The sequence below is a fragment of the Pseudoalteromonas sp. SWYJZ19 genome (assembly GCF_015864375.1).
Lineage (GTDB): Bacteria > Pseudomonadota > Gammaproteobacteria > Enterobacterales > Alteromonadaceae > Pseudoalteromonas > Pseudoalteromonas arctica.
In genome coordinates this window covers 64,467-91,148 of the sequence record NZ_JADYXI010000007.1, presented here as the reverse complement: position 1 = coordinate 91,148, position 26,682 = coordinate 64,467, and the positions used below count along the sequence as shown (strand labels likewise).

Here is a 26,682-nt window from a genome sequence, read left to right as displayed (position 1 = left end):
GGTTTCAAAGCTATTTAAGCTTTTAAGGAGAAAGGTATGACACAGCTAGTTATGTTATTACTGATTATACATTTTGCAATCGCGTATCAGTGCTATCGTTACGCAAATATTAAAGGCTACCCAGTTAAGGTTTTTACTGTATTAGGTTGCGTGCCTTACTTTAACTTGGTGGTATGGATTTATTTACTATTTTTACCCGAACTTGAGCCTTTTGAAAGCCATCTTCAAAATCAAAAGCAGCCTTTATAGGCTGCTTTCATTCATTTCCTATTCTTATTTAGAAAAATCTAAACTACATTGGCGCTTTAAAAATATCTCAAGCTGTTGACTAAATAATTTAAAGTCGCGGATCCGCCCCGTAGTTTTACGCCACAATATGCCAATATCTCTATATGCATCGCTTTGTGATGGTGTTGCCACCATATTTTTATTATCTAAAATTCCGGCGTTAATCGCCATTTGTGGTAAAAAAGTCACCCCGAGCTGATGCTCAACCATACTCAATAATGTATGCAAGCTTGCTGCTTCAAATGGGTTAATACAACTAGCACGGTTTAAATGACATGCACTGAGCGCATGGCCTGTCATACAGTGCTCACGCTCGAGTAAGAATACGCTAGCCTCTGGTAATAGATTAAAGTCGACTATGCCCTTTGCAGCGCTGTAGTCCTTATGGTGCACTAAACTAAACTGATCTTTTGCCAATACTTGTGTATGAAATTTATCGGTTTCGTATGGCAGTGCAAGTAGCGCTAAATCAATATGCCCATGCTCAAGTTTATCCAGTAGCTTATCACTCGTATCTTCTATTAATACCAACTCTAAATCACAAAAGGTTTCTTTACAAAAGTGATACAGAGGAGCCGCTATAAAGCTAGCAATTGTAGGTATAACACCCACTGTTAATTTACCACTCAGTGGTGTTAAAAAGCTTTTAGTGAGTTCTTTTAAACTAATTGTATCGTTAATTATTTTACGAGAGCGCTCAACAACTTCTTCACCAATACTGGTAAACATAAGGCTGCGATTTTCGCGTTCAATAAGCTGGCAACCCAACGTTTCTTCAAGATTTTGAATAGCACTGCTTAAAGTAGATTGCCCTATAAAACAGGCACTGGCAGCTCTGCCAAAGTGCTGATGTTGATGAACAGCTAATAAATACTGTAGCTGTTTGATACTTGGAAGATTGGTCATTTTTTCTTTCCACAAATAAAAAGACCCCAACACCTAGGGCATTGAGATCTTTTCAAGCTAAAAGTCTTTGAGTACTTTTTTGTTAAACCCCAAATGCGGTTCTTAGTACGTAGAAAATAACAATAGCAAGGGCAGCGCCAACTGGCAATGTAATTACCCAAGAAACTACAATGTTTCTGATAACACCCATGTTAAGTGCACCAATTCCACGTGCCATACCTACACCTAATACCGCACCCACTAAGGTTTGAGTAGTAGAGATTGGCATACCAGTACCTGATGCAATAACAACGGTAGAAGCAGCGGCTAGTTCAGCAGCAAAACCACGGCTAGGCGTTAAATGTGTAATGCCTTCACCAATCGTTTTAATTACTTTTTTGCCCAAAATAGCAAGACCCGCAACAATACCAAAACCACCTAGAGGTAGAATCCACCAAGCAATAGCCGCTTTTTTAGCAATTTCACCATTGTTTTCAACAATGTTTACAACAGCAGCTAGTGGACCGATTGCATTAGCAACATCGTTAGAACCATGTGCAAAGGCCATACAACATGCTGTTAATACCATAAGAACAGCAAACACTTTTTCAACATTGTTGAATTGCATTTGTTTATCTGCTTTTGGATCGATATTTAAACGAGAAATAGCAATTTTACCAATTATAGCAACGACAACTGCTACAGCTATTGCTAAGGCGTACCCTTCGGCTGCACCTAAATCAACACCAACATGCTTTAAGCCTTTTTTAATTGTAACCAAGGCCATTATAAAACCTGCTAAACCCATATAAAGTGGTACATAGCGTTTAGCATTTTTTAGTGGTGCATCTGTATTAAAAATAAGTTTTTGTGCACTCATAAATATTAAGTATGCAATAAAGCCTGATATGGCGGGCGTTATAATCCAACTACCAACAATACCACCTACTTTATCCCATTGAATCGCCTCAGTACCAACAGCAACTAACGCAAAACCAATGATTGCACCAATGATTGAGTGAGTCGTTGATACTGGCCAACCCAAGAACGAGGCCATTAATAACCAAGCACCCGCTGCAAATAAAGACGAAATCATACCCAGAACCATAAGTTCAGGAATGTCTGCAAATGGTGCGGCATCGATAATTCCTTTACGAATTGTTGATGTAACCTCACCACCTGCTAAGTAAGCGCCTGCAAATTCAAAAATCATCGCTATAAAAATAGCTTGTTTGATTGTTAGCGCTTTTGAACCTACAGATGTGCCCATGGCGTTCGCTACGTCGTTCGCGCCAATACCATAAGCCATAAAAAAGCCGACTGCTGCGGCAATTAAAATTAATACCGTGCCGTAAGATGCAATGATATCCATTGTAAAACCTTAATCTTTCGTGTTTGAACTGATTTTAAATTAACGAGCTAACATCAGCTCAAGACGTGATCCTACGCGCTCTGCAATATCTGCAAGCTCGCCAACCCATTCAATGATTTTGTACAAAAACATAACATCAATTGGATTTAACTCACCCTCTACATCACGTAGCTGGCGGCGTACTTTTATCTGCATTTCGTCCGTGTCTTGTTCTATGGCATCCAATTCAACTAACATTTTTTCTACTAAGGTGACTTCTCGACCTTTAAAACCCGTTTCTAGCAATTCTTCTAATTCATTAATTGCTTTAGATGCTTGTTTAGTCGCATCTACACAACGGGTTAAGTAAGCTAAGAAATCAGCTTGCATAACTTTTGGAATGGTCATTTCACGACCAATCACTCGCCCTGCAATATCTTTTGCTTTATTGGCAATTTTATCTTGTTGAGTTACTAGTTCGAGAAGATCTGTACGCTCTACCGGCATGAATAAACCACGCGGTAATTGTAAACGTATATCTCTTTTCATATCATCGGCTTCACGTTCTAAATTGCGAATAGTGATGCGAAGCTCTTCTGCTTGTACCCACTCTTCTTTAAATACGTGATTAAAAAAAGGTATCAAAGCTTTACTTGCTTGATGAACCTTCTTGATGTGTTCTTCCATTGGTTTGATAGGAGATTTTGCAAATACTCCTAAAAACGCGTTTGTAGGCATAACTGACCCTTTAATCAAATTGATATGCTTTGCAGCATGAATTTTACAGTATTAACCAAGATTGTGAACGCTTTTTATTACTTCACTAAAGCTTGCAATACACAAAGCGACACTAAGCCGCTTTAATAGAAAAGCATGATGGGTAAAAAATCATAGTGATTTTTCTATATCTTCTTGAGATGTATGGCGAATATCTTTGCCATTAACAAAATAAATAATGTATTCAGCAATGTTCTGACAGCGATCACCAATACGCTCTAATGAGCGAACAGACCAGACTAAGTCCATGATTTTAGGTATTGAGCGTGGATCTTCCATCATGTAAGTCATTATTTGACGTGTGATGGCTTCATATTCGCGGTCAACTTTTGCATCTTCTTTATGTACTTGAAATGCACGTTGCACATCCATACGCGCAAATGCATCTAGTACGTCGTGTAGCATTTTTAAAACCTGGCGGCCCATATTTTCAATATTTACTAATAAATCTTGCTGATCTTTGGTAAATGAGTCTAGTGCAACTTTAGCAATTCGCTCAGCTTCATCGCCAATACGTTCTAAATCGGCGATTGTTTTAGCAATTGCAATCACTAAACGCAGGTCACTTGCTGCAGGCTGACGACGAGCAATAATACGCGTACACTCTTCATCAATACTTACTTCCATTGCATTCACTTTATAATCGTTCTGACGTACCTTTTGAGCAAGCTCTGCATCGTTACGACTCACCGCATCAAGCGCACTATTTAACTGCTGCTCAACTAAGCCACCCATACTTAATACATGATTACGTACATTTTCTAGTTCTTGGTTAAAACGCCCAGAAATATGTTTATTAATATTATGTTCCATAGTTACCTTCTCTCTTAATCTTGCACAACACGCTACAACGGGCTAATTAACCGTAACGACCGGTAATATAATCTTCGGTCTTTTTCTTTGTTGGTGTAGTAAATAAGGTATTTGTGTCTGAGTACTCAATCAATTCGCCCATATACATAAAGGCTGTTTGATCAGATACACGTGCTGCTTGTTGCATGTTATGTGTAACAATAACAACGGTAAATTGGTTTTTTAAATCGTTTATTAGCTCTTCTATTACCAAAGTAGAAATAGGGTCAAGTGCTGATGTAGGTTCATCTAATAAAAGAACTTCTGGCTCAATTGCAATTGAGCGAGCAATAACTAAACGCTGTTGCTGACCACCCGATAAGCCAAACGCGCTATCGTGTAATCTATCTTTTACTTCATCCCATAAAGCAGCACCACGAAGTGATTGCTCTACCACTTCATCTAACTTACGCTTCTCTTTAATGCCTTGTAAGCGTAGGCCATAAACCACATTTTCATAAATTGATTTAGGAAATGGGTTAGGACGCTGAAACACCATACCTACATTACGACGAAGTGCTGCTACATCTACGCTCTTATCGTAAATATTTTGACCGTGAAGTAATATTTCACCTTCAATACGACAAATATCAACCAAATCGTTCATGCGGTTAATACAACGTAATAGAGTTGATTTACCACAGCCCGATGGTCCAATAAACGCAGTTACTTGGCCTTTTGGAATGTTCATATTTACTTTATTAAGCGCTTGCTTATCACCGTAGTAAAGATCGAGATCTTTAATCTCTAGCGCTTTTTGGTCATCCGTTAAATTTTCTAGGTCTAACTTCTGGCCTATATTAGCTTGGTTTACTTTTGGAGCGACTGTAATCATTTTTGTTACCTATAAAATCTTTACTAATTAGTGTTCAAGCGATCTGTACTTTTCACGTAAATGGTTACGTATACCAATGGCCGTTATGTTTAGGGTAATAATCACCGACACCAATAAAAAGGCCGTTGCGTATACCAGCGGACGTGCCGCTTCAACATTAGGGCTTTGGAAGCCAACATCGTATATATGAAAGCCTAAGTGCATGAACTTTCTATCTAAGTGAAAATATGGGAAGTTGCCATCAAGTGGTAATGTAGGAGCCATTTTTACAACGCCTACTAGCATTAACGGTGCAACTTCACCTGCAGCACGCGCAACTGCCAGTATTAAACCTGTCATAATTGCAGGGCTTGCCATTGGAATAATTATGCGCCATAACGTTTCAACTTTTGTTGCGCCAAGCGCTAGTGAACCATCACGTACGGTACTTGGAATACGAGATAAACCTTCTTCAGTCGATACAATAACAACTGGCAGCGTTAGTATAGCGAGCGTTAATGCCGACCACATTACACCTGGCGTACCAAATACTGGCGTTGGCGACGATTCTGGATAAAATAATTGGTCTAAGCTACCACCTAACATGTATACAAAAAAGCCGAGGCCAAATACACCGTATACAATTGAAGGAACACCGGCCAAGTTAATCACTGCGATACGAATCATTTTAGTGATTGCATTTTTTGCGGCGTACTCGTGTAAGTAAATTGCAGCAACAACGCCAAACGGCGTCACAATTACAGCCATCAGCATAACCATAAATACAGTACCAAATATAGCAGGGAAAACACCGCCTTCTGTATTTGCTTCACGTGGATCATCGGATACAAACTTACCTAGTTGCACAAAGTAGTGGCCTAGCTTTGCAAAAAAGCCCATATCGTTTGGAAACCAAACATCAAGTACTTGATACATAGGAATTGTAACAACTTCACCGCGCATATCTTTTACAGTTACGTGGTCACGTTTAGCTTGTTTGCGTAGTGCAAATAAATCTTTTTCAAGTACACCATACTCTGCACGTAATTCAGCACGTGCTTGAGCAAGCTCAGCAACACGCTCATCAGTGAGAGCGTTATCAAGTAAGTAGCCTTTTTCTTTTAAACGTAAGCGTTCAAGTGCGTAGTTAATATGCCCAATGTCACCATTTTGCAAATCAAGTGCTTCGTCATTTAAATCAACCGCACGCTCTACAAGCTCATGTAGCGCTTCTATTTTATCGCCATTAACCGGTTGACCGTCTTTAATAACGTTTTGCACATAACCATAAAAGTTACCGTTTTTACTACGCTCAAATACTGCAAGCGCCGCTGGTGCTGTTTTATTTGTTATGTCGGTTTCTAATATCCAACGAAAATCTAAATCTACATATTCGCGGTTACCTGTTTTAATAAGTAAGCGCTCTATTTCTTCTTTTTCAAACCCGCTAACATCAATACCTGTCGCGGCTAAACGCGTTTTTGGTACTAATTCACGATCGTAAACTTCGCCAATAACGGTTTGCTTTGCAATCGACCCTTCAAGTTCAAACTGTACAACTTCTGAAGGCCAGAAAAAGCTTAACCCTTTCCAGGCTATCATTGCCAATAAGCCTAAAACTGAAATCAAACTGATGCTCACTGCACCACCGGTCATCCAAATCCAAGGAGAACCAGACTTAAACCACTGCTTTACCATGTCATGTCTCTCCGCTTACATTGAGCTGTATTTTTCACGCAGTTGCTGGCGAACAAACTCAGCGACTGTGTTAAAAATGAATGTGAATATGAATAATACAAAGGCTGCTAAGAATAATATTCTATAGTGCGAACTACCTACTTCTGACTCTGGCATTTCAACTGCAATATTTGCTGCAAGCGTACGCATACCTTGGAAAATGCTCCAATCCATAATCGGTGTATTACCGGTTGCCATAAGTACAATCATGGTTTCACCAACTGCTCGGCCAAGTCCCATCATTACCGCAGAGAAAATACCTGGACTTGCTGTTAGTAATACAACACGTATTAGTGTTTGCCACTGCGTCGCACCTAATGCTAATGAGCCATTTGATAAATGCTTTGGAACACTAAATACCGCGTCTTCTGCAATTGAGAATATAGTAGGAATAACCGCAAAACCCATCGCAATACCTACAACAAGCGAGTTACGTTGATCGAATGTCATACCTAGCTCATTTGTTAAGTACTGACGTACATTGCCGTCAAACATCCAAAGTTCAACAAATTCGCTCATAGCAAACGAAAACCAACCAATAAGTAAAACGACCGGAATAAGGATGATTGAATGCGAACCATCAGGAATTCTATGGCGTATTTTTGTTGGTAATTTAGTCCAGGCTAAACCTGTCGCTAACATACCTAAAGGTAATAATATGAGTAACCCAACAATGGCAGGTAAGTGCTCTTCTATTAATGGGGCTAACCAAAGACCCGCTAAAAAACCTAAAATAACGGTTGGTAATGCTTCCATTATTTCAACGGTAGGCTTAACCACTTTACGTAATTTGCTCGACATAAAGTATGCCGTGTAAATAGCCGCCGAAAGCGCGATTGGTACAGCAAACAACATCGCATAAAGTGCTGCTTTTAATGTACCGAACGAAATTGGCACAAGTGAAAACTTAGATTCAAAGTCGTCACTGGCTGATGTTGACTGCCAAATATAACCTGGCTCTGGGTAACCTTCGTACCACACTTCTTGCCAAAGTGCTGACCACGTAACTTCTGGGTGCTCGTTATGAATGTCTAATACTGTTAGCTTATTATCCGCTAAAATTAACGCAGCATTTGAACGTGGTGCAATTGCAAAGTTTTCTATTGCGCCTTCACTTACTTTCCCCTGCCAAAGTTTTGCTTCGCTGGTTGTGTAGTACACGCCTAGCTCACCATTATTGCCGGTAGTAAAAAAAGTACGACGGTAAAACTCAGTAAATACATTTAATTTACTTTGCTTAGTTGTTTCAAATGAGCGAATTTTTTGATATTCACGGCCTGTGTCAGTGTTTACTTCAAACCACTGCGAAACCTCACCGTTATCATTAGCAAGCATGAGTGAGTTTGCGCCCGCTAGCAGTTGTGCAGATACAATATTTGCATTTTCTTCGTTAGCCGAAAGCAACTGAATTTGCTCTACATCACTTGGGTCACGCGTATCGTATACATACACTTGATTAGCAGAACGTACAAAAGTACGTGTTGTATCTGGCGACATTAATAATTCGTCTACACGTCCATTAACATCAAGTTCTGTACGCTCAACAACCCACTCTACTTCACCGGTAAACATATTCTCTTCAGCAATAAAGCTGCTAAATAATACACGCTTATCTTCTGTAAGAGCTACAACCGCTGTTTTGTCTTCATAGTGACTAAATGCAAAGCGTTTAATAGCTGCACCTTGTTCATCTACTTCTAAAGCCATTTCCCCTAGAGGAAAACCTAAGCGAGGTGTTAATTTACGCTCGTTATTTGGAAAGGTAACTAAAAATTTAGGTGCAACAACCATTACGGTGCCATCTTCTAAACCAAACGCATAATGCCCTTGAAAAGGCGCGCTTGTTGCAAAGCTTGTTGCATCACTTGGTAGCTCGGCGTTTAATGTTTTAAGCTTTTTACCAAAGCTGCCATCTTGCACACTGTAAAAATCAACCTGACCTTGCTGACTGAGTAAATAAGCAACTTCAGTTTGCTCTTCTACACCTAAGCCTGCTATTTGCTGTGAATTAGCAACATGAAAGCTATCGCGTTTTTCTACTTTTGCTGATTCAAAAATTGGCTGTACTACATAAAGAAGGTAAAAGAATATTAATAGCAGTGCTACCAATACCATTATCCCACCTGCGGTTATGCCAAACTTGGCAAACCGATCTTTAAATAGACGGCTTCGATCCGTATTAAAAGTCGGCTTATTCGGATTTGAAGTCATCAAAACACCCTTAAATCTTAACGTTGCATAAATTATATTTCATCAAGATGACAGTAATGTTACAGCAGTAATAATAAGCACTCTAAAACAGCTTTAAATAAAACTAACGAGGGAAAAGTCTAAATTAGCTTCAAATAGGTGATTTATAAGTGAACTAAATTATAAAATAATTGGACAAAGTATTTATCGAGGTCAATACTAAAAGAGTACTTAGTAAATAATAATGACTATTAATACTGCGTATAGTCAACACAACTATATTCATTTTTTTAATTTATAATCAAAGATTTATAAAAAGTGCAACAACACACAATTTAAATTAGACAACATACTTAATGCCTATGCATTTACTTTCTTTGGGCTTAAAAAGAGAATTATTTATGAAGCAGTTGGTTATAACTATTTTAGGGAAAGATCGCCCTGGTTTAGTAGAGAGCATCTCATCAGTCGTATTACAAAATCATGGCAACTGGCTTAGTAGTAACTTAAGCCATTTATTAGGTCATTTTGCAGGTATTATTCAACTTGAAGTTGCTGAGGAGCATTTTCAATCATTACAAAGTGCTTTAAATAAGTTACCTAAATTAGACGTTCGTATTGAAACCGGAAACACAGAGATTGAACCATCAACACTAGAGCAAATTAATCTAGTTATAACAGGTAACGACCGTCCTGGTATTGTTCAAGAACTGGCAAGTGTAATACGTCATAAAGGCGCTAATATTACTCACTTAAATTCAAGACAACAAAGCGCACCTAATTGGGGAGTGCCTATTTTTAGCGCTGTTGCTACCGTTACTCTGCCAAATGGTATGGATAAAGACGAAGTTATTGAAGCATTGGAATCAATTACAAGTGATTTGATTGTAGATACGGAAGAAGTTTAACCTCCATTTATGCGTGCCATACAACTGACACGCATACCATTTTAGTCCATCAAAATGCTCTGCAGATTATTTAACGCAGACATAAAATAAGCCGATGCAAGCATCAGCTATTTTAAATAATCACCTTAAAGCTAATAAGAGCGAGATAAACTCAGTAATCCCGCTCTTTTATAAAGCTACATATCCATATGACGATTAGTACTTTGCATCATTTGCTTTATACCTTGCTTTTCAAGCTCTAGTATTTGTTGAAGCTTTTCTTGCCCACTTTCGGTTTCGGCGCGTTCAAGTAAGTATTCATATAACTCAATCACTTTTTGATGTTGCTGTGCTAAATACCCTTGAATGACTTCTTCATCGAATTGCTGATCTTTACTAATGTCTTCAAAAGTAATTAGCTCAGGATTTTTAGCAAAGTATTCATAACTGTACGTATCGAGCGTATTTATTTCGGTTATCGCTTTAAACCCGACTAAATCTTCGGCGAGTTTTTTTTCGTAATTTAGGTAGTAGTCCACCAGCATTGCATTATGTTCATCGAGTAAATCCTTTACGCTATAAAAATTAGCCGCCATTTGCGTATGAAACAAAACGGTCCAATCGTATACCTCTTTAATTGTTTTAACTTGCATGTGCATTCCTTACTTAGTTGACTGTATAGGTAATACACTGCGTAAAGCGTGCCAATTAAAAAGCTATTTAAAAACAGTTAGTTAATTTAAATATTAGTAATAACTAGCTATTTAATAGAACAACTTACAAATTATAGGTAATTTTTATAGAGCAATGCATGGGTAGTAACAGCATTGCTCTATAGTCTTGTTGTTTTATATTATTTAAGTCCTTGTTTGCGCCATAGTAGGTAAACCGCAGGAATAACAAGTAAGGTGAGTACAATTGCACTGCCCATACCGCCAACCATAGGCGCTGCTATTCGGCTCATTACTTCGCTTCCGGTGCCCGTGCCATAAAGTACAGGTAATAAACCGATAATAATTGTCGCGACAGTCATCATAACCGGGCGTACTCGAAGCCCTGCTCCTTCAATGATAGCTTGCTGTAATTGCACTAAGCTAAGCGGTTTTCCGGCTTGCTCTGCTTCGAGGCACTTTTCTTGATAGGCTTGGTTTAAATACACCAACATAATGACCCCTATTTCTACCGCAACACCGGCTAAGGCAATAAAGCCTACACCTACTGCAACTGAAAAGTTAAAGCCCTCTAAATACATTAGCCATACGCCACCAATCATTGCCAGTGGCAACGTAGCCATAATAATAGTGACCTCAGCAAAGCTTCTAAAATTAAGGTAAAGCAATACAATAATAATCGCTAATGTAAGTGGTAATACATAAGTCAGTTTTTCTTTAGCGCGCTGCATGTATTCATACTGCCCAGCCCACGTAATTGAGTAGCCAGCAGGTAGTATTAGGTCTTTATCGAGCACTTGCTGAGCGTGCTCAACGTAAGTACCAATATCAACGCCATCTATATCAATAAAACTCCAACCGTTTAAACGTGCATTTTCGCTTTTTATACCAGGCGGTCCATCTTCAATAAATACATCGGCTACATCACCAAGTGCTATACGCTGCCCTGTAGGAGTTACAATAGGTAACAGCATTAACTCTTCTGGCGAGTCTCTGTATGCTTGCGGATAACGTAAATTAACAGGATAACGCTCTTGCCCTTCTACCGTTTGTGTTACGTTTGTACCACCTATTGCAGTAGATACAACTTGCTGTACGTCGCTAATGTTTAAGCTATAACGCGCGGCTTTTTCACGATTTATATCTACTTTTATATAACGTCCACCGGCTACTCGCTCTGAGTAAACCGATGCGGTGCCTTGCACATCTTTTAATAGCACTTCTATTTGCTGACCAATTTTTTGAATTTCACTCAACTTTGGTCCCGCAACTTTAATGCCCACGGGAGTTTTAATACCGGTTGCGAGCATATCAATGCGTGTTTTAATTGGCATTACCCACGCATTAGTTAGCCCTGGAAACTTAACCAAACCGTCGAGTTCTTTTTTAAGTTTTTCAAGAGTCATACCCTCGCGCCATTCGTCTTTTGGTTTTAACTGAATAAACGTCTCTATCATTGTAAGCGGCGCAGGATCTGTTGCAGTTTCTGCTCGCCCAACTTTACCAAATACTGTTTTAACCTCGGGTACTGTGGCAATTAACTTGTCGGTTTGCTGTAGTATTTCGCGCGCTTTACCTACCGATAAACCAGGATACGTTGTGGGCATATACATTAAATCGCCCTCATCGAGTGGCGGAATAAATTCACTGCCTATTTTATTTACCGGGTAAAAGCCAATAACAGAAACAACCACCGCGAGTACCAATGTCATTTTTGGAAATTTAAGCACCCAGTTAAGTAGTGGACGATACGCTGCGACGAGTAATCGGTTAACTGGATTTTTTTGCTCCGAAATGACTTTACCTCTAATAAAGTAACCCATTAATACCGGCACTAAGGTAATCGCAAGCCCAGCAGACGCTGCCATAGCATAGGTTTTAGTGTAAGCGAGTGGCGCAAACATACGTCCTTCTTGCGCTTCTAAAATAAATACCGGCATAAAGCTGACGGTAATAATTAATAAACTAAAAAATAATGCAGGACCCACTTCACTCGCCGATTTAGCCACAACTTCCCAGCGGTTTTCGTTGGTAAGGGGCGTTTTTTCCATATGTTTATGCATATTTTCAATCATGACGATAGCACCGTCAGTCATTGCCCCTATGGCTATTGCAATTCCTCCTAAAGACATAATATTGGCGTTAATCCCCTGCCAATACATAATTATAAATGCCGTTAAAATCCCAAGCGGTAACGTAATAATCGCCACCAGCGATGAGCGTACATGAAACAAAAACACCACACACACTAAGGCAACTACAATAAGCTCTTCAATTAGCTTACTTGTTAAATTATCTACCGCGTTATTTATTAAGTTGGAGCGATCGTACACAGGGACTATTTCAACACCCTCTGGCAATCCCTTTTTAAGCGATTCTAATTTTGCTTTTACGAGCTCAATGGTTTTTTGTGCATTTTCGCCATAGCGCATAATAACAATGCCGCCGGTTACCTCACCTTCGCCATTTAGCTCTGCTACACCACGGCGCATTTGCGGTCCGACTCGAATATCAGCTACATCACGCAATTGCAGCGCAGTACCATTAGCGTTTACGCCAAGCGGAATGGCTTCCAAGTCGGTAACACTCTTAATGTAGCCGGTGCTTGTTACCATGTATTCTGCTTCAGCCATTTCAACTACTGAGGCGCCCATCTCTTGGTTGCCTTGTTGAATAGCCGTTTGAATGAGACTAAGCGGAATACCATATGCGCGTAATTTATCAGGCTCTACATTGACTTGATATTGCTTAACCATGCCACCAACAGCAGCCACTTCAGAGACTCCAGGCACAGTTTGTAGCTCAAACTTTAAAAACCAATCTTGTAAGCTTCGTAGCTGACTAATATCGTGTTTATTTGTTTTATCAATTAGTGCGTATAAGTAAATCCAACCTACGCCTGTTGCATCAGGGCCAAGCTCTGGCGTAGCGCTATCGGGTAATCTACTCGCTACTTGGCTTAGGTATTCTTGTACTCGGCTACGCGCCCAATACAAATCGGTTTTTTCGTCAAAAATAACGTAAACGTACGAGTCTCCAAAAAACGAAAAACCCCTTACAGTTTGCGCACCCGGCACAGAAAGCATTGCTGTGGTGAGCGGAAATGTAACTTGGTCTTGCACTACTTGCGGCGCTTGCCCCGGATAAGTGGTTTTTATAATGACCTGAACATCAGATAAGTCAGGCAAGGCATCCACGGGAGTATTTTTTACCGCAAACAATCCTCCACCCAGTAAAATTAATGTAAGCAACAACACAAAAAAGCGATTGCTAACAGACCAGCGAATAATGGCAGTTATCATAATGGCTCCTAGTGAGAACTGTGTTGCATAGGTTGCATAGTAGAATAATCAATCGGCTCTGCGTTTTGCGCTTTAGTAATTACAAATTCATCGTTAATAATGCTAAAAGTAAAATTAATATACTGGGCATTTTCAAACTTAGTAATATCAATATCTGGCGCTAATACAAAGTCCATTGTGGCGGGTTCTCGATTCCATTTTTCAATGGCTTCTCGGCTAATATTAATAATGCGATTTTGTATATCTATGGCATTAATAGTGCCGTTAACCGTGGCATTTTGTGGCTGCATATCCATGTTCATATTTGAGTCTGAACCAGGATCCGAACTCATACCTGAGCTAATACTAGAACTAGGCATTTCCATTCGTTTAAAGTCGGAGCTTTTACTCGATTCAGAGTCTATTAAAAATTGCGCTGAAGTAACTACCGTGTCACCTGTCATTACACCTGACAAAATGACCGCTTCATTACTATTAATTTGCCCAACTTCAACTTCTACCGATTTAAAACGCCCCTCACCTAATGCAATAACCACACGGTTTTGATGCTGCGTGCGGATTACCGCTTCTTTAGGGACTGTAAATTGCGCCTTACTCGCTTTAGCGTGAATGCTCACTTGTGCAAACATATTTGGTTTTAACCGATGATCTACATTTTCAAACCTAAGCCTTACACGCAGAGTCCGGTTTTTAGCATCAAGCGCGGGGTAAATATAATCAACCTTACCTTCCCACTTTTGACCTTTTAAGTAATCAAGCGTCATTGTAACGGGCAACCCAACACTCACTTGTTCTGATTGGCGCTCGAACACTTCCGCCTCTACCCAAATTTCATCAAGCTGGGCAATACTCATCATTGATGTGCCTGGTTTAACGTAAAAGCCCTCTCGTACTGTTAGCTCATCTACCACACCACTTTGCTTTGCGTAAAAAGTAATATTTTGCATTATCTTTTTATTTTTTTGTAAGCGCTCGATAAATCCATCAGACACATTTAACGACTCTAAACGCGCCTTTGCAGCGCGAATTAACACGGTATTATTACGATTAACTGCCAATAAAAGCTCTTCCTGTGCGTTCACCAATTGTGGTGAATACAATGTATATAAAGGCTCACCGGCTTTAACTTCTGCGCCTTGTGCTTTAACATATAAACTTTCAATCCAGCCTTCTACACGCGGATGAATGTGAATAAGTTGGTCTTGGTTATATTGCACATAACCCACAGTATTTATATCGCTGTGAAGTGTTTTAAGCTGCACTTTGGCAGTTCTTACACCAAAGTTATTAACTACTGCAGGCGAAATAGTTACAGCACCTGGTCCATCCTGAGCGTTGCTAGCGTTTTCATACACAGGTACTAAATCCATTCCCATTGGCGAAAGCCCTGGCGCGTCACGCCTGTAATTACTATCCATAGGGGCTACCCAATATAAGGGCTGTTTGTCAGCGCTTTGTTGTTCATTCATTGCCGAGTTGCTAGGTAAAAACTGCATTACTAAGCCGCCTATTAACCCAAAGGCGCCTGCGCCAACTAAGGCGGCAACAAGTAACTTTAAATTAGTATTCATTGTGTAATTCTCCAGTTTGCTCGCTCATTACTTGGGGGTCTAAGCTACTTGCATAATAATTAAGGCGGGCGGTAATAATATGTTGATCTACTTGAATATTCAGTGCATCAATTTTGGCGTTAAGTTCACTAATGCGCGCGCGCATCACGTCAGAAAAATCTCCGTCGTCGCGTGTATAAGCATTTAGTGTTGCCTGAGATTGCTCTGACATTTGCGGTAATAACGTATTTTGATAAAGCGCATCGCGTTTTTGCAAACGAGCGAGTTGGCTAAACTCCTTAAAGTACATGCCTTTGAGTTTTTGAAGCGCCACCAGCTTTTGTGTTTTAGTAGCTTCTGCACTAGCAATAGCCGATTTAACCTGTTGATCTTGTCTGTTATCAGTAAACAATGGCAAATCAATACTAAACCCCACAGAGAGTAAATCAGCTCGCGACTCACCCATCGGGGTATCATCTCGGTAACCATAACCCACATTAACGCCCATTTGAGGTTTGTAGCTTTGCTTAGCGAGCGCAACTTCGGTTTGCTTTGCCGTTACGGTTTTATCTATCGCAATAATTGCGGGATGCACCATAAGCAACTGTATTAGCTCATCAAATTCAAGGCTCGCAAAATCAACCAGCCCTGTGGTTTTAGTAAACTCAGTATTTAAAGGCTGCATAAGCATATTCATAGGTAACCACTGTGCTAAACGGTTTTTAGCACTTTCAAATTGCTGCTCAAGCATAACCAGCTTATCTTCAAGACGGGTGAGTTCTAATTGCGCACGAATAATATCTTGCTGACGTGTTTTACCTAAGGTACTTGCGTAGCTTGCTTCGGTAATGTCAATAAGTTGAGTAAATAGCCCTTTATCTAGCTCAATTAAAGCAATACTTCGCTGAGCACGATACGCGTTTAACCACGACTCAATCACAATTGCTTTTACTTGTGCTAAGCGATCGGCGCGCTGCCAAGGGTATTGTTGAGCAGACTGTGCTAATGCTTTTTGTCTAAGCGCTAAACTATTCCCTCGGCTAAACTTTTGGCTCAAATCAACTTTAAGCTGCGTCATCCCTTCTTGATCAAACGCATAACCGTTAGTAGGTAAGTTGAGTAAGCCAACCGTTAAAACAGGATCGGGTAAGGTGCCTGCAGCAATGCTTTGCGCTATTGCTGCATCTTCTTGGTAGCCACTCGCTTTTAGCCATGGCTCATGCGTTAGCGCATAATTAAGCGCTTGCGTTAAGCTAAGCGTTTGCTCATTACTAGTTTGCTTTAGTATTTCGGTATTTAGGTTATTTTGATTGTTTTGCGCATTCACAGCGGTGCTAAATAACACAACACTACATAATACGACTTTAATACTTACAGCGTGGTTCATCATCTGCTCCATCTAAAAATAAAAGAAAATCTTAAATTAGGAAGCAAAAAAGGTGTTTAGGAGTTTTACAAAAACCTTTTATATCAATTGCATTGAATTAATGATCTATTATTGCGGTAGGGAAATAGCTCTATAACAAGGAAAAAATTACGCAGTATAGTTGCTTTATATAAGTAATTTTTAACGCAGTTAGAGAGTAATTTAACTCGCTAGAATGAGCATGTTTTCAATAAAATTGATATTACACCTATCCTGCTATTAAGCAGACATAGGAGGGCGATAGAGTGAACGAGGTATACTAATTTGTGTAGTAAATACACGTACATTTACTTTTTCAGATTCAAGTAAAGTAACGCTAAATAAAGTATCAACATTAAGCATTGAGTTAGCAGCGCAGCCACTCATAGGGCATTTACAGTCATTTTGTGGCGTACTTTCGTCGTCGCAACAATCCATCTGCATCATATTTTCAGACATGCTAGCGACAGCTGTTGCATCACTACTTTGTGTCATTGGCATTTGGGCATGCATTGCTGTTTTAGTTGGCATATGTGGCATTTCGCATACCATAGCTACAGACGCAACTGCCTGACCCACAAAAGTGAGCAGTAAAGTTATCATGAGTAAACTAGAGTAAAAACGTTGCAACATTATGCCTTTTAATAAACTTTAAAATGATTGTAAGGTAACCTAACGGCAACCACAAATACTTTAATTATGTAGACTGCGGTTTATCAGGTGTTTTAATTAAGTTACTCGCGATAATTGCAAATATACAATATGCGCTAAAATACCAAAACCCTTCACCAAATTGTGCATTCATAACAAGTAGCTCACCACTTTTACCATGGGCGTTACCTGCTAAGTAAGTCACTATTAATGCAATAACAAATACATCAACCATGCTCCACTTACTTAATGCACAAATAACCAGACCGAGCTTTTGCTTAAACCCATTCGAAGGTAGGCAACAATAAAGCAATTGTAATAGCAGCTTCAAGCTTGGAATAACAATAGAAAACAACCCCACTAAAGCGGCTACAAATAAATTATTATTGCTAGCAAGCTCTTTAACTGTGCCTAAAATACTTTGTGTTTTGTTATAGGCGCTAATCTCACCTTCTAACTTATCAAGCCCTAGCATGTTCGAGAACATCATTAGCATACTGCGAGTTCGACCATCGCCCTCTTCAGCCAGCATTTCAATACCCGCTTGCGCTAGTTTTGATTTATCTATGTTGCCCTCTATTGTTAATACTGGTTTTGTAATACCAGGAAACAATAAACAAAGAGCAACCACTACACTTATAACCGACAACCAATTACGCATATTTATTCTGCTATTGCCTCAATAATGTCGTCACTGTATAAAACAGCATCCAGTAAAAAATTAAATATATCGCCAATGTGTAGCTCTGAGTTTATGTTGGCCAAATGGACCATAGCTTCATCTACATTATCTAATTCAAATTCTTTTATAAGCGATAAACAGTTTCCTAAAATGCCGCTCTCTAATAGTAACGCATCAGATATAGCTGCATCTAAGGTAAACTCTTTAACTATGTCTTTTAAATCAGCATCTAAAATAGCATCAAGCACCGAGAACAAACCCACTAGATACCCTTGCTCGGTCAGCTCTTTATTATTTTGCTCTAAAATAAGCGACATAAATTGTGCCCGTGTTAAAGCAAGCTTAGTTAATTCGCTTGGTTTTTCGACCCCCAACTCACTAATTGCTAATACACGAACAAATTGCCTTATTGTATCTTCACCTAAATAAATAACCGCTTGTGAAATAGAAGTAATAACTAAATTTGCTTTTCCTGAACGCGCGTTAGCCAGCTTTAAAACCCTGGCTGTTATGGCTACATCTCTGGCCACTCGTTGATGAACTTCTTTAAAGCAAAGTTTTTGTTTTGCTGTAAAACGCAATAGATCAAAAACAGTTAACTTTGAAGGCTCTACACCTTTATACGTAATCATTTCTGGGCGAGAGAAAAAGAACCCCTGAAATAAATCACAGCCTGCCAATTTTAATATATTAAATTGTTCATGCGTCTCTATTCGTTCAACAATTATTTTTGCATGTGGATTTGCGCGTTTTATTTTTTTAATGCGCATATTGGTTTTAATAACCGGATCATCTATCTCAATTTTTATGTAATCAACATGTGCTAATAGTGGCTCCCATTTTGGATCGCCATCGTAATCATCAAGTGCAAAAACATACCCTTCTTTTTTAAGTTCTTGCACACGCTCAGCAACCGCAGGAATATTACCCGTGCGCTCTACTATTTCAATAACACTATTTTCTGGCAATAAAAGTTTGGGAAAGTTATCGAGAATAGTTTCTGATGACAAGTTTATAAAAGCTAAATGATGCGCGGTAAGTCTATCTAAACCTACCAACATTAATGCATTAAAAAACAGGCGGCTTGTCGCATGCACATCAGAAGTGCCCACAGGAAACGCATTGTTGGCTGAGTCTCGATAAAGCAGTTCGTACGAGAAAACATTCTGGTCTATATCAAAAATAGGTTGCCGCGCGACAAACTGAGTTATTTTTTGTACCTCTTCAGGTATGTTATTTAATTTCACTTGGCTCTAAACCTATAAATAAGAGATGGCAAAACAGCCAATAATATGTGTACTTTAATGCAACTCGCATAAGATAAACATAGTCGTCATTGCAAAAATGTTAAAATTACACAACACTAATATAAAAATATTAATATAAAAGGTGGAGATTTGGCTAACTTTATTCGGTTATTAGTACTAAGCCCTCTGCTATTTGTATTTTTTAGCTATGCCAGCATTAACCCTACTCCCCTCAAATACAATGTTAGCGCGTCAGGTAGTCATTATCCATATTATACAAATGATCCAGAAAAGCCTGGTGTATTACCCGAAATTATTGAAAAAGCACTCGATGATGCAAATATTGCAGCTTCTCATATCGACCTACCCACAAAGCGTATTACCAAATATTTACAAGATGAAATAATCGATTTTGATGTTATTTCATTAGAATGGCTTCCAAAGGATGAGAGAAATGACTCTCGTTATGTTTTTTCAGAGCCCCTTATTTATGCCACAGAAATGATTGTTACCTTGCCTCAAAATGCCCGGAACTGGCAAAGCGCTGATAGCTTAAAGGGCAAAAATATAGGAACGGTACTAGGTTACTATTACTTTAATGACAATACCTTTGAGCGTGTTGACTTTCCATCCGAGAAAGAACTTATGACCGCTCTATCAAGAAACCGTGTAGAAGCAGCACTAATAGGTAAGTTAACTGCGCTCTATTGGGCAGAGCAGTTAGAAATAAACATTGCCTTTGGCGCACAGCATTCCCATGGTTTTTTAAGAATTCGTTTATTGAGCAAACATAAAGGGTTATTGCCCCAAATAAACCTAGCAATTAAAAACCTTCACGCTCAAGGATATATAAAAAGTATTGAAGATAAGTATATGAGTAATATACCCACACAAAATTAAGGGACTAATGGCGCAGAGCTCGTGTTTTGGAGTATAATAGCAGCAAATGTTAACTCGACCAGAATCAGAAAGAGCCCCATGAGTATTGAAAAAGCCTTAATCGAACGTAGTAATAATCAATGTGAATTGTGTGCAGCCACCGAGAACTTATCTGTTTATGAAGTACCACCGGTAACTGAAACCCACTCAGATAAATGTATTTACACATGTCAAACATGTAAAGATCAAATCGAGAATAACAGCGAAATAACGCCTACACATTGGCACTGTTTAAACGATAGCATGTGGAGCCAAACTCCTGCAGTACAAGTTGTAGCTTACAGAATGCTTTCGCGTTTAGCGCCTGATAATGGCTGGGCACAAGATGCGCTAGACATGATTTACCTTGAAGAAGACACGCTAACCTGGGCTAAAAAAGCACTTGCCGAAGATGACGATTTAAAGCATGTAGATAGCAACGGTGTAGTACTTCAAGCAGGCGATACTGTTACCCTAATTAAAGACTTAGACGTTAAAGGCAGTAGCCTTACCGCTAAACGTGGAACAGCTGTTCGTAATATTGGCCTAACCAGCAACCCTGAACATATTGAAGGGCGAGTTGACGGCCAGCGCATTGTTATTTTAACTAAGTTTGTTAAAAAATAATCGTTTGTTTTTAATTATTAAAGGCGCTAATGCGCCTTTTTTTATGTTTAAAATAAGTTAAGGAATGATTAAGTAACTAGGTAATACACTAAGGACATGATATTGAGTAAGGATAACCAACATGGAAAAGCATCAAGCAGTATCTTCGCGTAAAAAGGCAGTTGCAGGGATTGGCTTATTGGCGCTTAGCGCTTTTGCAGTAACTGGCTGCGGTGAGCAAACTAAATCGACTGAAAACACAGAAATTGCAGAAGCAATAACCAGCCTAACTATCCAAGCTAGCTACAAAGATCGCAGTATGCTTCGCCCTGGCTCGCAATTAATAGTTACGCTTTCCAATGTATCTAAAATGGATGTAAAAGCCGATATAATCACACAAGAAGTGATTGATGTAACCCAAGCCCCGCCATTTACCGTTGAGCTAATTTATGATGCCAGCAAAATTAGCGATAAACATCGCTATAGCCTAAGCGCCAGAATTATAAATAAAGACAAAGTGCTTTACACAAGTACAACAAATCATGACCCGTTTGCAGAATCACAGTTAACTACCCCCTATAAAATTGAGCTTTCAAAAGTGTCGACTCAAAAACCCGATGTAACACTCACAAATACTTACTGGAAAGCAATAACAATAAATGCTCAAACTGTGAATGTTACAACTAAAGAACCATTCATTCAGTTCAATAAAGACCACCGCGTTAATGGCTTTTTAGGCTGTAATAATTTTAGCGGAAGCTATAGCACCGAGCAGCAAACAATTACACTTAGTCAGCTAGCAAGTACAAAAAAGATGTGCTCGGATAATATGAGCCAAGAAGCAGCTATGTCTGACGTACTTAGCAAAACTTCAAAGTGGGAAATAACAGGTGAATCACTAAAACTTAAAAACAGTCGCGGTAATACACTTGCTACTTTTAGTGCGGTTTATTTTAATTAATATTTAGCTCCCTTATATAAATATTACCTAACACATTCGTATTGATTTTAAATAAAATGCCCAGCAAAGCTGGGCATTTTATTATTCGTTATAAGCGCTATTTAAAGTTACTCATCAACGAGTTGTTCACTTCGGTAAAAACCACTTGGCTCACTTAACAAACCAACAAGCTCAGGCATTATTGCATCCATTGTTTGCTTTAGCTTCCATGGAGGATTAATTACAATCATGCCCGATGCTGTCATACCGTGTACATCAGTATCGGCTTCAGTGCCTAATTCAAATAACTGAATGTTGCGCATTCCTGAATCAATTAAGCCCTGCTCCATATTATCAATACGCTCTCTGTCTACTACCGGATACCAAATCATGTAAGTACCTGTAGCAAAACGCTGATGAGCTTTAACTAAGGTTTTTACAACCGTTTCGTAGTCATCTTTAATTTCGTATGGAGGATCAATTAATACACACGCTCTGCGAGATGCTGGTGGTAACAAACCAACTAAACCTGCAAAACCATCCTCTCCACGTACACGAATAGATCGCTTACCTTGCATGTTTTCTTCAAGTAATAATAAATCGCGCGGGTGCAGTTCAAAAAACCAACCCTTATCTTGGCGGCGTAAGTAGTGCTCTGCAATTTTTGGTGAACCTGGATAAAACGCAAGTTCGTCAGTGTCGTTAAATGACTTAATTAATTCAATGTATTCATTAAGCTCAGCATGCTCACTTTTATGATGCCAAAGTTTTTCAATACCATCTTGATACTCTTGCGTTTTTTGCGCATCGGCAGCTGCAAGTTCAAAAAAGCCAGCACCTGAATGTGTGTCTATATAATCAAGCGGTTTATCTTTAATTGTTTGATAATTTAGCACTTGTGCCAGTACTAAGTGTTTAAGTACATCGGCAGGATTACCCGCATGAAATGAGTGTCTGTAACTAAGCATTATTTATTTTCGCCATACGCAATTTAATATCGTAAGTGAACCATAAGCACTAGGCTTTGGCAACTTACACCAAGATAAGAGAGTGTTTAAGTGAACCATTTCTGAATGAAAAAGCCCATATGCTGAATTATCCCTTAACGCAAAAGAAAAATCAGCTAAAACCACCGTAAATGCTGGCAAATCAACACACTTTGCTTTACATTTGCATGACATTAATTACAGTTATATGAGCGCCTTTATGAATAACACTACTCTTCAACAACTCGAACAACTGATCGATTCTTTAATCGAACGTAATAACCAATTACAAACAGATGTTGTTACTTTAAAAGAACAGAACACTAAACTAAGCGATGACAACGAATTGCTACAACTTGAAGCTTTAGAAAATGAAGAAAAGCAAAAAGATGCCAGCACTACTTTATCTGGTCTTCTTGATAAGTTACAAAGCGCACAACAGGCTAGCTAATGTCTGAGCTGCAAAACCAGCGGGTCACTGTTGAGTTGCTAGGTAAAGAGCAGCAATTTGCTTGCCCTGAAGGGCAGGAAGATGCATTAATAGCAGCAGCTAAAAATCTAAATGACTTAGTTGAGCAAATGAAGCAACGCTCAACCGTTAGAAACGATCAAAAAGCCCTACTAATGGCAGCATTAAACTTAAGCCACGAATTGCTAGAAGCAAAAACACAGGCTACAGTTGAGCAACAGCATCAAGACCAAATGATTGATAAACTCAGTCAGCATTTGGCAAATGACCCCAAACACCAAAAATAAAAAGCGCATACTGCGCTTTTTGTTTATTATTAAAGTAATTAAACATCAGCGTAGAGATAATAAATGAAGTTAAAACTTTCAAACATAGCCTCTTCATGTAAGCACTTACTATTAGCATGCACTTTATTATCAATAGTACCTAGCACCTATGCTGCCGTCACTTGGAATACAATAAACCCTCATATTCAGTTTTTAAAGCAACAAGACAAGCTTCGCTTTTACGACTCTAACCAAGTATTAATTGAAGGCGAAAAATGTGCCCTACTTGTTGATACGAGCGCCAATTTTGCCGCAGTTGAACAACTTGCTGAAGATTTAAAGAAACGCCTTAAAACACCTTTATGCTATTTAGTGGCTACCCACTACCATGACGATCACTTGCTGGGCATGGCGGTTATGCAAAATTTTTACCCTGATGCTAAGCTCATTGTTCATCAGCAGGTAAATAAAAATTTTAACCTTTATCAAACAGCATATACCGACAAACTAGACACGTATGAAAAGAGCATTGAGCTGAGCTACCAACGATTAGCGAATGTGCCCAAAGAAGAGCAAGCTAAATGGCGAAATAAGTTAGAGCTTGCAAAAAAACGACTTTTTCGCTGGCAGGAGTATCAGCTTAGCAAACCAGAAATAGTAATTGATAGTCGTAAAGTTATCGACCTTGGTGATTTTGAGGTAACGCTTGAGCCGCAACAAGCCCATACTAACGGCGATTTAACTATTACTACTAATGATGGCAGTGTGCTGATTGGTGGCGATATCGTTGACTGGCTTCCTTACCCTGGACACGGTGAACTTAAAAGTTGGCAAACGTTGCTTAAGCAATATATTAACGACGAAAAGCTCACTATTATTTTACCTGGGCACGGCGGCACATTAACAAAAGAGCAGCTGAAACAGCCTCTATCATTTTTAACAGCCATAATAGAGCACGTTAAAAACAATAAAGATCAAAGTATTGAGCAGTTAATGCTATCGTTTCCTGAATCAGTTATTGAGCCTTATAAACAAGAAGCGCTTAATATAAAATCGAGTAACTTCTTTTTACAAGCTGGCCTAAATCGCGCAAAAAGCGCAGAATAACTCAACACAACGGATTGTGTTAAAATAATAAAAGGAATTTACAAAAGTGATCACTATGCGCAGTTTGGTTTTATGTTGTTTGGGTATTTTGTTATTTGGTTGTCAATCAACGGAGCAAGAACCACAAGAAGCTCCACAAATATTTACTCATTTTGAGCCTGACTATACTTATGATATTGACGAGGAAGTAGCTCAAACGCCCCAAGTTAGTGAGCACGTTACGCCACTTCAATTCAAAAAAACAATCGTAAAAAAGCGCCCACCAAAAACCACCGATCTGTGGGTGCATATAGCCAACAATCTACACTTTACGGTTTATCAAAATCGCGCGTTAAAAAAGCGTATCAGCTGGTACGCAAAGCAACCTAACTACTTACAAACTGTGAGTAAACGCGCAGCGCCTTACCTGTATCATATCGTAAAAAAAATTGAGCAAAAGCAACTACCTATGGAGCTCGCTTTACTACCATTTGTAGAAAGCGATTTTAGACCAACGATAGCCTCATCACAGCAAGCTGTTGGTGTTTGGCAGTTAGTTGGCGCAACAGCGCATCACTTTGGAGTTAAGTCAGACCAATGGTATGACGGCCGTCAAGACGTACTTGCTTCAACCGATGCCGCACTTGATTACTTAAGCTACTTACATAAACGCTTTGATGGTAATTGGCTACATGCTTTGGCTGCTTATAACAGCGGTGAGGGCCGCGTTAAACGCGCAATCGAAAAAAACAAAAAACGCGGTAAAAGCACCGATTACTGGTCACTCAGTCTGCCAAAAGAAACCGCCGACTACGTACCCAAGTTACTCGCTTTAAGCTATTTAGTTAAGCATCCACAAAAGGACATTAAACGCCCAAAGCTTGCATATAAGCCATTTACAACACAGATGAATATAGGCCAGCAGTTCGACTTTTCAGTCATAGCTAAGCTCTCTGGTATAGGTTCAAAGCAGTTACACGCGATTAATCAGGGATATTTAAAAAATCAAAGCTCACCTAACGGGCCGCATACTTTACTGCTTCCTATAGGACAGGAGGCTTTATTAAAAAGTCAGTTTTTTAAATCAAACTTTGCTGGAGAGTACATCGTTAAACAAAACGACACGCTTTACGGTATTGCTGGACGTTTTAGTATGTCGGTAAAAGCTTTAAAACAACTTAATAACAAAAATAATAATTTAATAGGCGTTGGAGAAAAGTTATTAGTTGGACAACCTAAAACCCTGCCAAGCACATTAACTGTTGATTACAAAATCAGCCCTTATTTAGAACACCAAGAGATTGCGATTCCCACCATTGAAATAGATTACGAAGTTAAGTCGGGCGATAGCCTTTGGAGTATAAGTCAGCTTTACGATGTACCTCATAGCGACTTGGCAAAATGGAACAAACTCTCTGCATCAAGTATTTTAAAGCCTGGCACTCAATTAGTACTGTTTATACCACAAGCTGAAAAGCAAAAAGCAGCCCCAACAAAAAAAGATTTTCTGCTAAATTTACAAAAAACACTAAATCAGCCACGTTAAGTTTATAAACAAGTATATTTCGCGTAAAATTGCGCCCTAACATAGTTATTATTTGAAGAGACAAGCATGCAAATTAGCAAAAATTCAGCAGTTGAATTTCATTACACCCTTAGCGAAGCGGGCGAGCAAATTGAAAGTAGCACAAACGAAGCGCCACTTACTTACATTCATGGCAGCGAAGGCATGCTTCCTGGTTTAGAAAAAGCACTTGAAGGCAAAGAAGCTGGCGAAAAATTTAGTGTAACTCTAGAGCCAAGTGAATCATACGGCGAGCGTGTTGATGACTTAATTCAGCGTATCCCGCTTAAGCATCTACAAGGTGATGTTAAAGTATGGAAACCTGGTATGACAGCAATGGTTAGCTCTAACCAAGGTCGTCATCAGGTTACTATTGTTAAGGTTGGTCGTTTTAACGCTGATTGTGATTTAAACCACCCATTTGCTGGTAAAACGCTAACGTTTGACGTTGAAGTTATATCAGTACGCGAAGCGACAAGTGAAGAAGTTTCTCACGGACACGTGCACGCTGAAGGCGGCTGTGGTCACTCTCACTAGTTAGCAATAAAGGAAGTAAGT

Annotated in this window: 25 protein-coding genes; 10 read left to right on the top strand and 15 right to left on the bottom strand. The window is 39.2% G+C overall.

What is annotated here, in order from left to right:
• Positions 1-36: 36 nt before the first annotated feature.
• Positions 37-249 carry a hypothetical protein gene (locus tag I6F45_RS09190; protein WP_002957835.1) on the top strand — a complete coding sequence of 71 codons (213 nt, stop codon included), beginning with the start codon at positions 37-39 and terminating at the stop codon, positions 247-249.
• A gap of 24 nt (positions 250-273) precedes the next feature.
• Here the strand turns inward: I6F45_RS09190 and I6F45_RS09185 are convergent, their stop codons facing one another.
• The 7 genes from I6F45_RS09185 to I6F45_RS09155 all read right to left on the bottom strand — a co-directional run bounded on the left by I6F45_RS09185 (position 274) and on the right by I6F45_RS09155 (position 8,915).
• On the bottom strand, positions 274-1,194 hold the full coding sequence (locus I6F45_RS09185; RefSeq protein ID WP_165727119.1) for a hydrogen peroxide-inducible genes activator: 921 nt from the start codon (positions 1,192-1,194) through the stop codon (positions 274-276).
• 82 nt (positions 1,195-1,276) lie between these two features.
• Positions 1,277-2,545: an inorganic phosphate transporter gene (locus I6F45_RS09180; RefSeq protein WP_007586466.1), complete on the bottom strand. Its 1,269-nt coding sequence runs from the start codon at positions 2,543-2,545 to the stop codon at positions 1,277-1,279.
• 39 nt (positions 2,546-2,584) lie between these two features.
• Complete coding sequence (locus tag I6F45_RS09175) at positions 2,585-3,262, bottom strand: TIGR00153 family protein (RefSeq protein WP_002957838.1); 678 nt, start codon at positions 3,260-3,262, stop codon at positions 2,585-2,587.
• A 150-nt stretch (positions 3,263-3,412) separates the two neighbouring features.
• Positions 3,413-4,114: a phosphate signaling complex protein PhoU gene (gene phoU / locus I6F45_RS09170; protein ID WP_007586465.1), complete on the bottom strand. Its 702-nt coding sequence runs from the start codon at positions 4,112-4,114 to the stop codon at positions 3,413-3,415.
• Positions 4,115-4,160: 46 nt separating this feature from the next.
• On the bottom strand, positions 4,161-4,988 hold the full coding sequence (gene pstB, locus I6F45_RS09165; RefSeq protein ID WP_007586464.1) for a phosphate ABC transporter ATP-binding protein PstB: 828 nt from the start codon (positions 4,986-4,988) through the stop codon (positions 4,161-4,163).
• Positions 4,989-5,015: 27 nt separating this feature from the next.
• The gene (pstA, locus tag I6F45_RS09160; protein ID WP_007586463.1) at positions 5,016-6,665 is read right to left on the bottom strand and encodes a phosphate ABC transporter permease PstA; all 1,650 of its coding nucleotides are present in this window, start codon (positions 6,663-6,665) and stop codon (positions 5,016-5,018) included.
• A 15-nt stretch (positions 6,666-6,680) separates the two neighbouring features.
• Positions 6,681-8,915, bottom strand: coding sequence for an ABC transporter permease subunit (locus I6F45_RS09155; protein WP_165727118.1), 2,235 nt, complete (start codon positions 8,913-8,915; stop codon positions 6,681-6,683).
• A gap of 380 nt (positions 8,916-9,295) precedes the next feature.
• Here I6F45_RS09155 and I6F45_RS09150 point away from each other — a divergent pair, with 380 nt between their 5' ends.
• On the top strand, positions 9,296-9,802 hold the full coding sequence (locus tag I6F45_RS09150; RefSeq protein WP_007586460.1) for a glycine cleavage system protein R: 507 nt from the start codon (positions 9,296-9,298) through the stop codon (positions 9,800-9,802).
• 176 nt (positions 9,803-9,978) lie between these two features.
• On the opposite strand, the gene I6F45_RS09145 is transcribed toward I6F45_RS09150, so the two are convergent.
• From I6F45_RS09145 to I6F45_RS09115, 7 genes are all read right to left on the bottom strand, one after another.
• Positions 9,979-10,434 carry a hypothetical protein gene (locus tag I6F45_RS09145; protein WP_007586459.1) on the bottom strand — a complete coding sequence of 152 codons (456 nt, stop codon included), beginning with the start codon at positions 10,432-10,434 and terminating at the stop codon, positions 9,979-9,981.
• Positions 10,435-10,634: 200 nt separating this feature from the next.
• Positions 10,635-13,754, bottom strand: a complete 3,120-nt coding sequence (locus I6F45_RS09140) for an efflux RND transporter permease subunit (RefSeq protein ID WP_197140932.1) — start codon at positions 13,752-13,754, stop codon at positions 10,635-10,637.
• 8 nt (positions 13,755-13,762) lie between these two features.
• Complete coding sequence (locus I6F45_RS09135; RefSeq protein WP_197160283.1) at positions 13,763-15,325, bottom strand: efflux RND transporter periplasmic adaptor subunit; 1,563 nt, start codon at positions 15,323-15,325, stop codon at positions 13,763-13,765.
• Entirely contained in the window at positions 15,315-16,691 is a 1,377-nt protein-coding gene (locus I6F45_RS09130) for a TolC family protein (RefSeq protein WP_197160355.1), read from the bottom strand. The genes I6F45_RS09135 and I6F45_RS09130 overlap by 11 nt, the downstream gene beginning before the upstream one ends.
• A gap of 258 nt (positions 16,692-16,949) precedes the next feature.
• Positions 16,950-17,312: a hypothetical protein gene (locus tag I6F45_RS09125; RefSeq protein ID WP_306344997.1), complete on the bottom strand. Its 363-nt coding sequence runs from the start codon at positions 17,310-17,312 to the stop codon at positions 16,950-16,952.
• 94 nt (positions 17,313-17,406) lie between these two features.
• Entirely contained in the window at positions 17,407-18,021 is a 615-nt protein-coding gene (locus I6F45_RS09120) for a paraquat-inducible protein A (RefSeq protein WP_165739591.1), read from the bottom strand.
• A gap of 2 nt (positions 18,022-18,023) precedes the next feature.
• Entirely contained in the window at positions 18,024-19,289 is a 1,266-nt protein-coding gene (locus I6F45_RS09115) for an EAL and HDOD domain-containing protein (RefSeq protein ID WP_197160281.1), read from the bottom strand.
• A 150-nt stretch (positions 19,290-19,439) separates the two neighbouring features.
• Here I6F45_RS09115 and I6F45_RS09110 point away from each other — a divergent pair, with 150 nt between their 5' ends.
• The 3 genes from I6F45_RS09110 to I6F45_RS09100 all read left to right on the top strand — a co-directional run bounded on the left by I6F45_RS09110 (position 19,440) and on the right by I6F45_RS09100 (position 21,774).
• Positions 19,440-20,189 carry a substrate-binding periplasmic protein gene (locus I6F45_RS09110; protein ID WP_197160279.1) on the top strand — a complete coding sequence of 250 codons (750 nt, stop codon included), beginning with the start codon at positions 19,440-19,442 and terminating at the stop codon, positions 20,187-20,189.
• 78 nt (positions 20,190-20,267) lie between these two features.
• The gene (locus I6F45_RS09105; RefSeq protein ID WP_007586451.1) at positions 20,268-20,834 is read left to right on the top strand and encodes a PhnA domain-containing protein; all 567 of its coding nucleotides are present in this window, start codon (positions 20,268-20,270) and stop codon (positions 20,832-20,834) included.
• Positions 20,835-20,955: 121 nt separating this feature from the next.
• Positions 20,956-21,774, top strand: coding sequence for an META domain-containing protein (locus tag I6F45_RS09100; RefSeq protein ID WP_101164326.1), 819 nt, complete (start codon positions 20,956-20,958; stop codon positions 21,772-21,774).
• Positions 21,775-21,881: 107 nt separating this feature from the next.
• Here I6F45_RS09100 and I6F45_RS09095 read toward each other — a convergent pair whose 3' ends face one another.
• Positions 21,882-22,721, bottom strand: a complete 840-nt coding sequence (locus I6F45_RS09095; RefSeq protein ID WP_121953748.1) for a 23S rRNA (adenine(2030)-N(6))-methyltransferase RlmJ — start codon at positions 22,719-22,721, stop codon at positions 21,882-21,884.
• Positions 22,722-22,959: 238 nt separating this feature from the next.
• Between I6F45_RS09095 and I6F45_RS09090 the strand changes: the two genes are divergently transcribed.
• From I6F45_RS09090 to I6F45_RS09070, 5 genes are all read left to right on the top strand, one after another.
• Positions 22,960-23,190 (top strand): hypothetical protein, encoded by a 231-nt coding sequence (locus I6F45_RS09090; RefSeq protein WP_007586448.1) that lies wholly within the window; start codon positions 22,960-22,962, stop codon positions 23,188-23,190.
• Positions 23,190-23,495, top strand: coding sequence for a cell division protein ZapA (locus I6F45_RS09085; RefSeq protein ID WP_007586447.1), 306 nt, complete (start codon positions 23,190-23,192; stop codon positions 23,493-23,495). The genes I6F45_RS09090 and I6F45_RS09085 overlap by 1 nt, the downstream gene beginning before the upstream one ends.
• A 63-nt stretch (positions 23,496-23,558) precedes the next feature.
• Positions 23,559-24,581, top strand: coding sequence for an MBL fold metallo-hydrolase (locus I6F45_RS09080; RefSeq protein WP_197160276.1), 1,023 nt, complete (start codon positions 23,559-23,561; stop codon positions 24,579-24,581).
• Positions 24,582-24,636: 55 nt separating this feature from the next.
• The gene (locus I6F45_RS09075; protein ID WP_197160274.1) at positions 24,637-26,106 is read left to right on the top strand and encodes a LysM peptidoglycan-binding domain-containing protein; all 1,470 of its coding nucleotides are present in this window, start codon (positions 24,637-24,639) and stop codon (positions 26,104-26,106) included.
• Positions 26,107-26,172: 66 nt separating this feature from the next.
• A complete protein-coding gene (locus I6F45_RS09070; protein WP_007586440.1) occupies positions 26,173-26,661 on the top strand; it encodes an FKBP-type peptidyl-prolyl cis-trans isomerase in 489 nt (162 codons plus the stop codon).
• Positions 26,662-26,682: the final 21 nt, after the last annotated feature.

What these genes read in the sequence shown, in the direction of transcription:
- I6F45_RS09190 (WP_002957835.1), top strand. Translation starts at nt 37, where the DNA reads ATGACACAGCTAGTTATGTTATTACTGATTATACATTTTGCAATCGCG.
- I6F45_RS09185 (WP_165727119.1), bottom strand. Translation starts at nt 1,194, where the DNA reads ATGACCAATCTTCCAAGTATCAAACAGCTACAGTATTTATTAGCTGTT.
- I6F45_RS09180 (WP_007586466.1), bottom strand. Translation starts at nt 2,545, where the DNA reads ATGGATATCATTGCATCTTACGGCACGGTATTAATTTTAATTGCCGCA.
- I6F45_RS09175 (WP_002957838.1), bottom strand. Translation starts at nt 3,262, where the DNA reads ATGCCTACAAACGCGTTTTTAGGAGTATTTGCAAAATCTCCTATCAAA.
- phoU (WP_007586465.1), bottom strand. Translation starts at nt 4,114, where the DNA reads ATGGAACATAATATTAATAAACATATTTCTGGGCGTTTTAACCAAGAA.
- pstB (WP_007586464.1), bottom strand. Translation starts at nt 4,988, where the DNA reads ATGATTACAGTCGCTCCAAAAGTAAACCAAGCTAATATAGGCCAGAAG.
- pstA (WP_007586463.1), bottom strand. Translation starts at nt 6,665, where the DNA reads ATGGTAAAGCAGTGGTTTAAGTCTGGTTCTCCTTGGATTTGGATGACC.
- I6F45_RS09155 (WP_165727118.1), bottom strand. Translation starts at nt 8,915, where the DNA reads ATGACTTCAAATCCGAATAAGCCGACTTTTAATACGGATCGAAGCCGT.
- I6F45_RS09150 (WP_007586460.1), top strand. Translation starts at nt 9,296, where the DNA reads ATGAAGCAGTTGGTTATAACTATTTTAGGGAAAGATCGCCCTGGTTTA.
- I6F45_RS09145 (WP_007586459.1), bottom strand. Translation starts at nt 10,434, where the DNA reads ATGCAAGTTAAAACAATTAAAGAGGTATACGATTGGACCGTTTTGTTT.
- I6F45_RS09140 (WP_197140932.1), bottom strand. Translation starts at nt 13,754, where the DNA reads ATGATAACTGCCATTATTCGCTGGTCTGTTAGCAATCGCTTTTTTGTG.
- I6F45_RS09135 (WP_197160283.1), bottom strand. Translation starts at nt 15,325, where the DNA reads ATGAATACTAATTTAAAGTTACTTGTTGCCGCCTTAGTTGGCGCAGGC.
- I6F45_RS09130 (WP_197160355.1), bottom strand. Translation starts at nt 16,691, where the DNA reads ATGAACCACGCTGTAAGTATTAAAGTCGTATTATGTAGTGTTGTGTTA.
- I6F45_RS09125 (WP_306344997.1), bottom strand. Translation starts at nt 17,312, where the DNA reads ATGATAACTTTACTGCTCACTTTTGTGGGTCAGGCAGTTGCGTCTGTA.
- I6F45_RS09120 (WP_165739591.1), bottom strand. Translation starts at nt 18,021, where the DNA reads ATGCGTAATTGGTTGTCGGTTATAAGTGTAGTGGTTGCTCTTTGTTTA.
- I6F45_RS09105 (WP_007586451.1), top strand. Translation starts at nt 20,268, where the DNA reads ATGAGTATTGAAAAAGCCTTAATCGAACGTAGTAATAATCAATGTGAA.
- I6F45_RS09100 (WP_101164326.1), top strand. Translation starts at nt 20,956, where the DNA reads ATGGAAAAGCATCAAGCAGTATCTTCGCGTAAAAAGGCAGTTGCAGGG.
- I6F45_RS09095 (WP_121953748.1), bottom strand. Translation starts at nt 22,721, where the DNA reads ATGCTTAGTTACAGACACTCATTTCATGCGGGTAATCCTGCCGATGTA.
- I6F45_RS09090 (WP_007586448.1), top strand. Translation starts at nt 22,960, where the DNA reads ATGAATAACACTACTCTTCAACAACTCGAACAACTGATCGATTCTTTA.
- I6F45_RS09085 (WP_007586447.1), top strand. Translation starts at nt 23,190, where the DNA reads ATGTCTGAGCTGCAAAACCAGCGGGTCACTGTTGAGTTGCTAGGTAAA.
- I6F45_RS09080 (WP_197160276.1), top strand. Translation starts at nt 23,559, where the DNA reads ATGAAGTTAAAACTTTCAAACATAGCCTCTTCATGTAAGCACTTACTA.
- I6F45_RS09075 (WP_197160274.1), top strand. Translation starts at nt 24,637, where the DNA reads ATGCGCAGTTTGGTTTTATGTTGTTTGGGTATTTTGTTATTTGGTTGT.
- I6F45_RS09070 (WP_007586440.1), top strand. Translation starts at nt 26,173, where the DNA reads ATGCAAATTAGCAAAAATTCAGCAGTTGAATTTCATTACACCCTTAGC.